9 protein-coding genes are annotated in these 13,830 nt (G+C 36.6%); 5 read left to right on the top strand and 4 right to left on the bottom strand.

Annotated features, from left to right (window positions below; all coding sequences use genetic code 11):
* Window positions 1-42: 42 nt before the first annotated feature.
* The 5 genes from GVN22_RS19585 to GVN22_RS19565 all read left to right on the top strand — a co-directional run bounded on the left by GVN22_RS19585 (window position 43) and on the right by GVN22_RS19565 (window position 6,061).
* Entirely contained in the window at window positions 43-705 is a 663-nt protein-coding gene (locus tag GVN22_RS19585; RefSeq protein WP_166552702.1) for an ABC transporter ATP-binding protein, read from the top strand.
* Window positions 706-828: 123 nt separating this feature from the next.
* Window positions 829-2,073, top strand: coding sequence for an ABC transporter permease (locus tag GVN22_RS19580; protein WP_166552701.1), 1,245 nt, complete (start codon window positions 829-831; stop codon window positions 2,071-2,073).
* A 42-nt stretch (window positions 2,074-2,115) separates the two neighbouring features.
* Window positions 2,116-3,267 (top strand): ABC transporter permease, encoded by a 1,152-nt coding sequence (locus tag GVN22_RS19575; RefSeq protein ID WP_166552700.1) that lies wholly within the window; start codon window positions 2,116-2,118, stop codon window positions 3,265-3,267.
* A 105-nt stretch (window positions 3,268-3,372) separates the two neighbouring features.
* Window positions 3,373-4,743: a sigma-54 dependent transcriptional regulator gene (locus GVN22_RS19570; RefSeq protein ID WP_166552699.1), complete on the top strand. Its 1,371-nt coding sequence runs from the start codon at window positions 3,373-3,375 to the stop codon at window positions 4,741-4,743.
* Between the two features lie 40 nt (window positions 4,744-4,783).
* Window positions 4,784-6,061 carry a PAS domain-containing sensor histidine kinase gene (locus tag GVN22_RS19565; RefSeq protein WP_166552698.1) on the top strand — a complete coding sequence of 426 codons (1,278 nt, stop codon included), beginning with the start codon at window positions 4,784-4,786 and terminating at the stop codon, window positions 6,059-6,061.
* Window positions 6,062-6,207: 146 nt separating this feature from the next.
* On the opposite strand, the gene GVN22_RS19560 is transcribed toward GVN22_RS19565, so the two are convergent.
* The 4 genes from GVN22_RS19560 to GVN22_RS19545 all read right to left on the bottom strand — a co-directional run bounded on the left by GVN22_RS19560 (window position 6,208) and on the right by GVN22_RS19545 (window position 13,626).
* Window positions 6,208-8,772 (bottom strand): TonB-dependent receptor, encoded by a 2,565-nt coding sequence (locus GVN22_RS19560; RefSeq protein ID WP_166552697.1) that lies wholly within the window; start codon window positions 8,770-8,772, stop codon window positions 6,208-6,210.
* Between the two features lie 325 nt (window positions 8,773-9,097).
* Window positions 9,098-9,973: a sulfite exporter TauE/SafE family protein gene (locus GVN22_RS19555; protein WP_370520452.1), complete on the bottom strand. Its 876-nt coding sequence runs from the start codon at window positions 9,971-9,973 to the stop codon at window positions 9,098-9,100.
* Window positions 9,974-10,227: 254 nt separating this feature from the next.
* On the bottom strand, window positions 10,228-10,818 hold the full coding sequence (locus GVN22_RS19550) for a redoxin domain-containing protein (RefSeq protein WP_166552696.1): 591 nt from the start codon (window positions 10,816-10,818) through the stop codon (window positions 10,228-10,230).
* A gap of 354 nt (window positions 10,819-11,172) precedes the next feature.
* On the bottom strand, window positions 11,173-13,626 hold the full coding sequence (locus GVN22_RS19545) for a TonB-dependent receptor domain-containing protein (protein ID WP_166552695.1): 2,454 nt from the start codon (window positions 13,624-13,626) through the stop codon (window positions 11,173-11,175).
* Between the last annotated feature and the right edge of the window lie 204 nt (window positions 13,627-13,830).

Here is a 13,830-nt window from a genome sequence, read left to right as displayed (position 1 = left end):
CTAAGCCTATTTACTCTTAGGACATTAAACAACAAATCCTCTATGATTACATTAAATAACATCGAGAAAGTGTACCAGACTAGCACTATCGAAACATTGGCATTAAATAATATCAACATAGACATTAAGAAGGGCGAATTTGTGTCCATCATGGGACCCTCTGGATGTGGGAAAAGTACTTTGCTCAATATCATGGGACTACTGGACGAGCCTACCAAAGGAGAAATTCTTATCGATCAAAAGCATGTTGAACAATATACAGACAAAGCTTTGGCGTTGCTTCGAAATCAAAAAATTGGTTTTATTTTCCAAAGCTTCCATTTGATTAATGATTTGTCGGTGTTGGATAATGTTGAAATTCCGCTTTTATATCGTAATTCTTCGGCACAATCTCGTAGAGATGCCGCTCGTGAAGCATTAGAAAAAGTGGGTTTGAGCAATCGTATGAAGCATTTTCCCAATCAACTTTCGGGGGGACAAAAACAGCGTGTTGCCATTGCACGTGCCATTGTAGGCAAGCCAGATATTATCTTGGCCGATGAACCTACAGGTAATTTGGATAGTGCGATGGGTAACGAAATTTTGAATATTCTACTCCAACTCAATGCCGAAGGTTGCACTATTGTAATGGTAACGCATGATGAAAGTATGGCAAAGAAGACCCACCGCCTGATTCGTTTGTTTGATGGAACACAAGTCTATTAGACCAATATCGGATGTCGGATTTTTGATTTCAGATTTGTATAAATCATCAATAGTATTGTCAAAAACCACTTTTCGAAAACTCGGTACTAATACTTAAGTTATACTTTTTAAAACGCAAAAAATATGTTACTCAACTATATCAAAATTGCATGGAAAGTGTTGTTAAGGCATCCTTTCTATACTTTCATTACCTTGTTTGGGATAAGCATTACCCTTACCGTATTGATGATGATTACTTCATTTCTTGATCACTTGGTAGGAAGTCACTATCCAGAGCAAAACAGAGACAAATCTTTATATGTCATGAACTTGTTTTTGGAAGATTCTGCGCGAACTTCTCAGATGGGAGGGCCTATCTCTTATGATTTTTACAAAAAATACATAGAAACACTCAAAACCCCTAAGCGAACAAGTGTTTCTTCCATGATTACCTCTGCCAATTCCTACATCAATGGCAAGCGGATAAAGGTTAGTACAAAATATTGCGATACTAATTTTTGGGAAATAACGAATTATGAATTTTTGGAAGGAAAGCCCTTCAATCAAACCAATATTGCCAATGGCGACCATGTGGTTGTTATTACGGATGCAATGAGAGAACAATTTTTTGATAGCTCATCTGAGTCGGTTATTGGAAAAATGGTTGAAGTTGATAATGAAAAATATAAGGTTATTGGCGTGGTGAAAGCTGGTCCAGTAACTCGTATTCTGACGTTTTCGGATATGTTTTTCCCTTATAATTTACCCAAAAGCAATTATCAAAGAACAGGCTTGCAAGGCACTTTTGTGGCAATTATAGAGGCAAATAGCTCTTCTGATTTTCCAGAAATAAAATCTGAGTTTGAGAATAATGTATCCAAAATTCCCGTACCCATAAAAATGGGTGGTACGAAGTATTCCATTATTGATACACACGCACAAACCTATACGGATACGATGTTGTATGGTGTTTTTCATAAGGAAATCGGTAGTAAATTTTATCTAGTAGTGGGTTTGGTGTTATTGATGCTCATGGGGTTACCTGCTATCAATTTGGTTAATCTCAATGTAAGTAGAATTTTGGAAAGAGCTTCCGAAATAGGTGTGCGTAAGGCTTTTGGTGCACCAACTCGTACGTTAGCGTTTCAGTTTATCGTCGAAAATATCTTCATTACTTTTATTGGGGGGGCTATTGCTTTGATTCTGACGAGTGTAGGCATTTACATATTTAATAGAAGTGGCCTGATTCTCTACTCAGATTTGACCATCAATTTGCCTGTTTTTGGCGTAAGTCTATTAGTGTGTTTGGTGTTTGGTTTACTTTCTGGCGTAGCTCCTGCTTTCAGAATGGCCAAAATGAAAGTCATTGATGCACTCAAAAGACAGTAGAATTTTCAGGAAAAACAAAATCATCCTCAAAACCCAACAATCATGTTACAGCATTTAATTAAACTAATATGGAATCGAAAAGGAAGTCACCTCCTTTTGATCATAGAAATATGGGCATCTTTTATGGTGCTATTCGGGGTAATGTCTTTGGTAACCTTCAATCTTGATAATTATAGAGAATCTCTAGGATTTGAATATGAGCAAGTGTGGGCAATAGATTTGTCTCGCAATCAGGATACAGTACAAACTGCCGATAAAATTGCTAAAGTTTTGCAAAGAATTAAATCTTATCCTGAGGTAGAAAAAGTAAGTCAAATGTCTTCAAATTCTCCTTTTTCTTTCAGTCAAATGAATAGTTCGATTAGTCGTAAAAAAACGAGTACACTGTCGGATATATATTATGCTGATGAAAATTTCGATGAGGTTTTTGACATAAAAATGAAGTCAGGACGCTGGTATCAATCCTCTGATTCTGTAGCAAAAAATAAGCCCGTTGTGATTAACCAAAAGACAGCTGATGCACTTTTTGGCACTGAAAATCCAATTGGAAAAACACTGGATGATAATAAAATTGTCGTTGGGGTAATTGATAATTTCAAAGCAAAAGGTGAGTTTACCAAAAATGAGCCTGCCTTCTTTCAACTGATGTGGCCACGCTCTGAAGAAGGAAAAATAATAATTAAACTTAAGTCAGGAACAGATGCCAATTTTGAGGCAAAATTGGTAAAAGACCTCGGTAATATGCTGGTAGGCTGGACTGTTGAAGTGAGCTATTTGACCGACCAACGACAAAATCAACATAATATGGCATTGGTTCCAATGATAGTCTTTGCCATTATTGCAGGCTTTTTGTTGCTCAATGTTGCCATGGGGCTTTTTGGAATATTAAAAGTAAATATTGCCAAACGTCGTGAAGAAATTGGTGTGCGTCGTGCTATGGGCGCTACCGAAGCAGATATTCAAAAGCAGTTTGTTGCTGAGATGTGGGTTATTGCTACCTTTGCTGTACTTATAGGATTACTTTTTGCGGTACAATTCCCAATTTTGAAAGTATTTGATTTGGCTTCAGGAGTATATTGGGTGGCGATTGTTTTGGCGATTTTAATTATCTACGGATTAGTCACGATTTGTGCTTTTTATCCAAGTCGACAGGCTGCCAAAATCCAACCAGCCATCGTATTGCACGAATCGTAATAGCAATAGGCTATCAGCTGTGGGCTTTAAGCAAAATATATTAAAACAATTTAATACTATTTACCTAGTGCCTAACAACTTAAATACTAATTTTTTACCTTTTCAATGAACAAAATACTCATCATCGACGACGACTTTGCTGTTCAAACCTCTTTACAACTTCTTCTACAGCAGGCAGGATTTCAGGTAAAAACCTGTGATTCTCCTGCTGCGGCAAGGGAGCTTATCCCTGCCTATAAACCTACATTAATTATTCTTGATCTTAATTTTTCTATTGAAACTTCTGGCGAGGAAGGGATGAAGGCTTTAAAAATGCTTCGTTCTGAATTCCCAGAAGTTTTGATTATTTTATTAACTGGCTGGGGGACAATTAATTTGGCGGTAGAGGGGATGAAATTAGGGGCAAAAGACTTTTTGACCAAGCCTTGGAAAAACGATCATTTACTGCAATCTATCCGAACCATTTTGGATTTAGAAGAAAAGACAGAAAGCGTTTCTACTAGAAAAAAACTAGATCAAAAGTTTGATTTTGAACATATAGTGGGCGAAGACTCCAAACTTCTATCTATTCTCGAAACCATCGGAAGAGTAGCGCCAACCGACGCTCCTGTACTGATAACGGGTGAAAGTGGTACAGGAAAAGAGTTGATTGCTGAGGCTATTCACCAAAATAGTAAAAGAAGAATTCGTCCATTTGTCAAAGTAAATTTGGGGGGAATTTCTGCGACCTTATTCGAAAGCGAATTATTTGGGCATGTTCGTGGCGCATTTACCGATGCCAAATCAGATAGAATTGGACGTTTTGAACTAGCCAATCGTGGTACTTTATTTTTGGATGAAATTGGAGATTTAGATTTATCAAGTCAGGTAAAGCTACTCCGAGTATTACAAGATAGAACCTTCGAACCTTTGGGAAGTAGCAAATCCAAAACCGTAGATGTGCGTGTGATTTGCGCAACCAATCGCAATTTGGAGGAAATGGTATCTCAGGGTACTTTCCGAGAAGATTTATTTTATCGGATTAATTTAATCTCAGTCAAACTTCCAGCCCTGCGAGAGCGTCCTATTGATATTGCTTCATTAGCTACATACTTTGTTGATAATCTGAAGGTTATTTACGAAAGACCACAGCTAAAAATTTCATCCAAAGCCTTACAATGGTTGCAAACTTTGGTTTTGCCTGGCAATATTCGTCAGTTGAAGAACTTGGTTGAGAAAACAATTCTTTTGAGTCCCAACGACCAATTGGAAATAACTGATTTTCAGAAAAATATTTCACAGGTTAGTACAGCACCCAAAAGTGCATTTCCAGAAGTAGGAACGCTTACCCTTGAAGAAATGGAACTTTTGATGATTCGAAAAGCGATGTCTTTTCATCAAAATAACATTAGTCGAGTTGCTCGGTCGTTGGGTATTACACGGTTTGCGTTATATCGTAGGTTAGAAAAATTTGGTATTCCTTATTCGGAAGAGTAATTTAAAAAATCTATTACAGCCTTTTCAACTTCTTTAGCTGATGCGTATTTCTTTACGAGTAAGATATTTGCTTTACTTGGGCTTTCTTCATGCCATTATCATGTTGTTAGCCTTTAAGGTTTTATCTGCCAACAAATTGTACTTTATCATTTCGGAAGTGCTTGTGTTACTTTCATTGATAATTTCTGTAGTACTTTACCAAGCTATCGACCGCCCGTTTAAACTACTTTTGATGGGAGCCGAAGCTATGCGTGACCAAGATTTTTCCATTAAACTTCGTCCAGTTGGAACAACCGAGCTTGACCAACTGATAGAGGTTTATAATCAAATGATAGAACAGCTTCGTACGGAGCGAATACAGTTGACAGAACAGCATTTCTTTCTGGAAAAGCTTATTCAGGCGTCACCGATTGCCATATTAGTATTGGATTTTGATGAAAACTTATTGAAAATCAATCCTAAAGCACAAGATTTATTTGGTATCGTAGAAGGTCAATTTCTCCATCAACCACTTTCGGTACTTGGTCATCCGATTGTGAATGCATTACAAAAATTACAAGATGGTGAATCAAAAACTGTTCAGATTAATGGCCTATCTACTTTCAAAATTCAGCGTTCTTTTTTTATGGATAAAGGTTTTGCAAGACCTTTTCTGATGATAGAAGAACTTACTTCAGAAATTTTGGCGACAGAAAAGAAAGCCTATGGGAAAGTAATTAGAATGATGGCACATGAGGTAAATAATTCGATAGGAGCAGTAAACTCGATTTTGAATGTAGCGCAACAGATGGTTGAAGAGCCACATTTGCTACATGCCTTAGAAGTAGCTTCTGACCGTAACGAGCGACTGTGTGTATTTATGCGAAGATTTGCAGATGTAGTTCGTTTGCCAGAACCCCATCTTGAAAAACAATCTTTGAATGAAGTCTTAGCCAATATGGTAGAACTTTGGAGAGGTCGTGCTACAGAAAAAGGAATAGCATTAATTTGGGAGGAGCAAGTTCAGCAAAAATTTGCGATGATTGACCGAGGGCAGATAGAGCAAGTATTAATCAATGTGCTAAAAAATGCCATAGAATCTTGTGATATAGGAAACCAAATTGTCGTAATATTATCAGAAAAAGGAATTCAAATCAAAAATAATGGTAGACCGATTCCTGAAGAACAAGCCCATTTGTTATTTACGCCTTTTTTTAGTAATAAGCCTGATGGTCAAGGGATTGGACTCATGTTGTGTCGTGAAATATTAATGAATCATAATTTTCAGTTCTCCTTAAAAACCCAAGAAGACGGCTGGACGTGTTTTAGTATTGAGTGATTTTGTGAGTTGTGAATGAGTGATTTAGTGAGTTGTGAATGAGTGAATTGTGAGTTAGTGAATGATGATTTTCCATTATCTGTAGAGACACAATGCTTTGCGTCTCCATCAATCAATGATTCACAATTCACTAACTCACTAAATACCTAAAATGAGTATCTCATTGTTACGCCATACGTACGAGGGTCACCAAGGATACCTGCGTATTGACCTGCACTTCCTGGTGCCGCTAACAATTGCTCGTAATAGTCAGTGTTTGCAATGTTTCTTCCCCAAACATAGATAGAGATACCATTTGATGCTCTAAATCCAAAACGACCATTCAATAATGAATAACCATCAATATTCAAATACTGAGAAGGAGATGGGCTTGAAGAGAATTTCGAACGGAAATAAATATCTGCGGCTACGAAATAGTTACCTTTCAATCCAAAGAATACACCTTTAGTTGTAGCTTCAGCACCGAATGAACCTGTCCATTTTGAAATACCTGGAAGCTCTCCACCCGATACATCTTTAAATGCCTGAGCACCGCCTACCTCTTCCAAAGGTACAGGAGCGTTAGTGAATGACACATATTTACCATCAGTATAAGCAATCGATCCATTGAAAGTAAAGTGTGTTAATCTCACGTTTCCTTCTACTTCAACACCTCTCACTTGAACTTTTTCAGCATTAGCCAAATAACCTCTGTTTACACCTGGTTCTGGTGTTTGCACTTGAGTTTGGTAATCCTTAATATCGTCATTAAATACAACAACGTTCAAGAATGAGTTGGCTGTAGGACGAGTCTTAACCCCTAATTCATAGTGAGTTACACCTTCTGGTTTTACTTTTGCTAAATCGATTAATACTTGACCATTAGCTGTTGGCAAACCGCCAATATTGATACCTACAGGTTTGTAACTGATGGCATAAGTACCATAGGCATTTACATTTTTCGAAGCTTTATATTGTAAAGTCAACTGACCTGAAACATTACTTTCGCTTACATCTGTGTCAAATGCTTGGTTGGTATATACAGCATTTTTTAAGGCTAATAAAGCAGCATCTGTCGTTTGCAAACCACCATACGTTTCTCTTTTGTAGTTGGCTACTTTTTTGTCATAGTTATAACGCAAACCTGGTAATACGTGAATTTTATCGTTTACAGCCCAGTCTACTTGAGCAAATGCCGCTAAACTTGTGCTTTGGATACGGTTAGTTGTACGGATACCGAAGTTATCAAACAAACCTGGTGTTTTCCAAAGCGCACTTGTCGAACTTTGCGCAAAACGCCATTGTGCCGAACCCGCTTCCTCTGTTTGTACAGGGTCTGATTTCAAATCTTGCCACAAACCAAATACACCAATTACACCACTCAAATTGTCAGCAACTTTTCCTGAATAACGCAATTCTTGTGACCATTGATCGTGTACTGAATTACCTGAAGAAATGGTGAAAATTGGCAAACCTGTATAATCACGGTCATTCAAAGGAGTCCATTTCCAGAAACGCCAAGCAGTTGTCGAAGTCAAAGTACCATTACCAATTTTAATATCTGCATTGGCAGATACACCACCCAAACTATTATCTGCTTTGGAAGGCGTATCCAAATCTACCACTCTTTCAAATGCACTTGAATAAGGTAATTTGTAGTTCAAATCAGCAATAATTGCGTTGAATTGACGATAGGCAGCACGTTTTGTCGTAACTACACCAGCCACAGGCCAACCATATCCGTTAGGCTTTTGAGCTGTATAATCACCAATAAACGTAATTTTTACTTTTTCTGAAGGCGTATATAACAACTGGCCTCTCGTACCCAAGTTGTTAATATCGTTCATATTTTGTTGTGTCTTCGTATTGTAAAGAAGACCATCTCTTTGTGTACCTGAAAAAGAGATTCTTGCAGCCAATTGTTTATTGATAGGGCCAGAAATCGAGCCTTTAGCTTGGATGTAACCGTAGTTACCATAGCTCAATTCAAAACTTGCACTTGGTGTAAAACTCGCTTCACGAGTAGTGATATTGAATGCACCAGCAGTGGTGTTTTTACCAAATAGTGTTCCTTGTGGTCCACGTAAAACTTCAACACGCTCAATATCAACGAAGTCTAATGCTGTAGCTGCTGGACGTGCATAATATACCCCGTCTACATAAAAACCAACACCTGGGTCGATACCATCGTTTGTTAGACCAAAAGTAGAGCCTAACCCTCTGATATTCAAGGTTGTGTTACGAGCATTCGAAGCATATAACTGTACTGTTGGTACTAATTCTTTCAAACGGTTTACGTTGAATGCACCTGCATCTTCAGCCGCTGCTCCACGAATTACTGCAATAGGAATTGGAATATCTTGAACAGCCTCTTGGCGACGACGAGACGATACTACAACATCGGCTAATTGACTTACGTCTTCATCTAATTTGATTTCAGCTTTATCTGCTGTAATAACTACTTCTTTTTTCAAGTAACCTACAAAGGAAATAATCACTGAAAACGGAAGTTTTTGACCTGTAATCAATGAGAAATCACCGTTTACATCAGTTGTCGAACCGTTGGTAGTTCCTTTAATTTGAACAGCAGCACCAATCAGTGGTTCATTCGTTTTTGAATCTACGATTTTACCAGATACTGTAGCATTGATAATAGGTTTGTTTTGTGCTGTGGCGATATTTGAAATGCTGACCGCCATCACGGCGATAATGACAAATAAAAGTTTTTTCATTAATTTTAATTGTTTAATTGAAAATATCTCGACAGCTCGGTTCCAAGCTCGCTGTCAAAATCTAACGATAGATATTACTTTAGTTGAACTAGACCAATGAGGTTGTTACCTCTTGGTCTTTTTTATGCTTCAACAGAATAAATACTGCCTTTCTACTTGATTCAAATGGATTGATAAACAAGTATTTGAATGTGATACATTTGGTTTAGAATACATAGATAATTTAGATTTTATAAGTCTATTTAGTATATGATTTTTATATACTTTTATGGTAAAATAAAAGGAGTATTCTAGTGAACTACTCCTAAGCCTACACCGAGTAAAATTAAATTAAATGAAAGCTTTTAATAATCGTTCTTAAACTAATGATGATAACTAGCGTTCCGACTAAAATCATCATAGGTTTACGTTTTACTTTGTTGACAAAAATAGCCCCCAAAGGTGAAGCTACCGTACCGCCAACAATCAAGCCCAACACCACTTGCCAAGAATTGACGCCTTCAAAAAGTAAAAATGTAATACCACTGGCAAATGAGACGGCAAACTCCGCTGCGTTGACCGAACCAATGGTATAGCGTGGGTCACGACCTCTGCCTAACAACGACGACGTTACGATTGGTCCCCAACCACCACCACCGATTGAATCCATAAAGCCTCCGAAGACAGCCAATAATCCCAAACGCTTGGTGCGTTGTTTAACAATATTTTTTTGAAGCGCTTTTCTGATAATGATTATTCCCAAAATAATCATGTAAATAGAAATGTAAGGTTTTATGACATTTCCATCAATGAAATCCGCAAGCAGGTAAGCGCCTGTAATAGAGCCTAATACCCCAGGGATTAATAGATTGCGAAACAATTTTTTATTGATGTTACCAAACTTAAAATGCGAAATGGCAGAAGCGCCTGTCGTAAACATTTCGGCTACGTGTACACTTGTACTACTTACCGCAGGTGGCACGCCCAAACTCAATAAAAATGAGGTGGAAGTTACGCCATAAGCCATTCCTAGAGTTCCATCTACTAGTTGTGCCCCTAATCCCACCAATACATAGAACCCGAAATCACTGTTAAAACCATCTTGAATGGCAGACCATGAAAAATGGACATTTCCACTATATATCAATACAATAAAACTACTGAATAGTAATACTGTAGGTGCGATATACCAAACGGCGCGATTTGAAAGAATTTTTTGCACGATTGTTTTTGGGGTAAAGTGTCAGAATAATAAACTCCAAAGAATTCAATTTTATATGTCGAGAGTCATTTAAGCATTTATGAGCTTTAAAGAAAGAGTGAAAGCAACGCTTTCACCCTTAGCTGCATTAGATTGATTAAATAGACTACCATTAGTTCAAACAACAGACTCCATGTTAGAGCCGATTGAAAAATCTGTTTGGTTTTGCAAAAGTAATAATAAATATTAAATCTATATACTTTATAGACTAATATTTATGAAAAAATTTTCGAATTCTTATAATTGTTTACAAAAACCTCGATTTCTTTATATGATAAGTAGGATTGTAATTCTGTATCAATAAAATGGTGGATAATTAAACCATTGGCTAATACCAAGAAACTTGCCGATAGCGGAATATTTTCAGGAATTCCTACATAAAACTGTGTACAGGGAGTATGCTCTGATAATAGCCCGATACTTTTTGCAATATCTTGATTATCATCATGATAGATAGAAAATGTAAGCTTTTCGTTCTGTTTTAGTTCCTTTATTTTAGGGAGACTCAAGTTAGTAATTGTAAGTATTTGAACGCCAAGCTCTGACAATCGTCGGATAGATTTTTGTAATAACCAAAGTTGTTGATCTGCATATTCTTTCCACTCTGGTACATAATAAGTAATCAAGACAGGCTTGCCTTGAGCGATTTCTTCTAGACTTAATTGTTGTTTGTCTTCAGGAAAATCGAAATTCCACTCTCCATTTTCTTTTGCAAAATTGATTGATGGAAACTGTTTTCCTGCCCCTAATATTTTTGATAGTAGTTTGTTGAGTTGTGTTTTCCGTGTTTTGATGAAATAAATCATGATAATATTTAGTCTATAGTTTTAATAGACAAATATAGGGGATTTTTATTCGCAAAAACTACACAATTTTGTTTTTCTTATGATTTTATATTCTAGGAATTCTACAAAATGAAAAATTGGCGGTTGGTGCATGATAGAAACATGGTCAGCGAGGTGTGTAGTATTTGGCGAGGTTTTAATCCTAATTAAAAAGGGATAAACTGTTATGATATAGTTTGTACTTTTCCAATAGTATACAGCGTAATAACGCAAAATAATATTACCTTATTACGTCGTAGGCATTAGACAAAAAAGATTAGAAAACCACATAAAATTATGACCTAAAGCTTAATGCCTAAAGCAGGTAAAATTACTTTAATTACTAAAATCAATATCAGGTTTGTTTACATTCTGAGATTTCTTCTTGAAAAATGAATTAGCTTGTCCGATAGGTAATTGAATGGTGAGTTTGTAAAATCTTACCTCTCTACGGTTCATCGTACTTTGCATAATATTGCCTTGATCATACACCGTAATATATTGGCGAGAATTAAAAATATCATTAACCGCAAAAGCGATGCTTGCTCGATTGTTCATAAACATCTTCTTGATGGCAAAATCTGCTGCTTCTATTGGCTTGCGATATCCTTGCAAAGTGGGCGATTTGGCGTCTCTATTCAAGTTAATTTGAGCGACAATATCTTTTGGAAACTTGTACGAAATATTCAATTTGGCACGATACGTAAACATTTCGTTTTGCTGCGTCACAGATTGTATCAAAAAATGATAAGCATTGATGTTGCCTAACACCGATAAATTTCCAAGATTTAGTTTTAAGGTATTATCAATTCCGTACTGAATATCGGCTTTTGTATTGATAAATGTTGTTACCAAAATGGTAGAATCTGTGCTCGAAGCCTGCGTAAATGGCTTAATGGTATGGTCTTCATAAATGTAATAGCCAGTGGCTAACCACGACAAATGTCCCCAAGAGGTATTGTAAGAAAGTTCCGCAGAATTGACAAATTCAGGTTGTACTTTTGGGTTTCCAACAGTAATATTTTGCTTATCGTTGGCTTGAATACCTACAAAAAGATGGCGGAAATTGGGTCTACCAACTTTTCTTCCTAGACTTAAACCTAATTCTGAATCATTACCAAGTTTTTTAGAAATAGAGAAAGAAGGGAAAAATGCTTTTATCCAGTCTCCATTTTGTGCACTTGGGTAATCATACCCAAAGGTTGCGCCATCAAATCTTGAATTACCATGCAAAAATGATTCTTCAAATCGTAAGCCACCTTGAATACTATAATTACGTTTGAGCTTGGTGCTATACATAAAATAGGCAGCATTAACAGATTCTTTGATTACGCCATCTTGCGAATATCCTTCCAATAAAGTATAAGTATCGTTGTTTTTCTTGTTGAACAAATACTGAATGTCGCGGGTGTAATTAAATGAGCGAATACCCATTTCTATTTTGGTAGAATCATTAATTGGTTTGGTATAATCTAACTGAAAAAGATATTGCGAACCAGCCTGACTTCCTGTGATTTTATCTATTTCTGGATACCCATCCATGCTAGTATTATCAGCATTTAAGCTTGTTGTAAGCCAGTCAGCAGCATTAGAAATGGTATTTTTCGTAAAAGAAGTCATCAAACTCAACTCTTTTCCTTTTTGAGCAAAGCTTTTTTTCCAGTCGAATTCAATACCAAAATTGGTGTAATTATTGGCAGGTACGGTTGTTCGAGTTCCCGAACTCAAAACCTTGTTTTGAGCATCTTTATAGGCATAAGACTGATTGGTGAAAGTATTATAGGAGCCACCTACAAGATTACCTGCAAGCGTGAAGGTGTTATATTTATTGGGTGAAAATTCAGTGGAAATACGCCCATTCTGGAAAGTATTATCTTGGTTAATATCAGTGTTTTGCTGAAAATAACTCATGATACCACGATTAGTTGTAGTTCTGTCCACATATCCAGTGAGCGGATTTTTGGTAGCGTTGAGGTTGTATAGTACATTAAAAGTCCACTTATTTTGATGATAATCTAAGTTCAATGACGCATCATATCTACCGTTGTTACCAATACCAACACTTGCCATACCATTATATCCTGCTTCTCGATTTTTTTTCAAAACCAAATTGATAATACCTCCCGAAGTTGACGCATCGTATCGTGCCGAAGGGTTTGAAACTACCTCAACCGACTCTATTTGATTGGCTGGAATTTGTGCTAAAGTTAGTTGAGTTGGTTTACCATTGATATAAATAGTGGTAGCGAGGTTGCGAATACTAGCGCTTCCTGTTTCGTCAATGCTTACCGAAGGTACGCTTTTTAGTAGGGCTTCAGCCGTTCCGCCGATGCTTGTTAGGTTTTTCCCAACACTAAACACACGTTTATCCATGTTGAATGAAGCGGCATCTTTTTCGCCCTTCACCTGTACTTCTTGCAGTACATTAGCGTCTGGTGAAAGGAGAATCGTTTCAATATTTTGATGGCTCTGCTCTACTTTGATTGCCTTTTCAAAAGTTTTATAAGAGATAAAAGACACTCTTAACACAAACTCTCCCAATGGGACATTTGAAAGTTTGAAATTGCCATTTTCATCGGCAGTAGCACCAGCTGTAAGTTGCGTTTTTTCGCCTTCTTTTTTCAAAAGAGTGACCGAAGCAAAGCTCAAACCTTTATTGTTGGAAATATCTAAAACCTGTCCCGTTAATTCGGAAGTATTTTTTGGAGATACTTTCTGTCCCAAAACAGCTGATAGTGAGGTAAGTAATAAAAGTAGGGTTAATATGGGACTTTTGATGAAATAATTCATTCTTATAAAATTTGTTAAATGCATGATTATCAATTGTATAGATATATTTATCTGTTTGTTGGAAATAGAATACCACAATATTATAGCTCAATTTTGGAGAAAATCTGTAGAAATAAATTAAATGTAAGATTTATGAATTTTTTAGGTATAAAGTTCAAGGTTATTTGTTCTATTTGTGTTTTGGTTTGTTAAAACCCTTTAAAC

Origin of the sequence: Cellulophaga sp. BC115SP, assembly GCF_009905545.1 — a bacterium.
GTDB classification, from domain to species: Bacteria; Bacteroidota; Bacteroidia; order Cytophagales; family Spirosomataceae; genus Flectobacillus; species Flectobacillus rivi.
The sequence above is the reverse complement of the archived record's forward strand: the minus strand, read 5'-3'. Positions and strand labels throughout refer to the sequence as shown.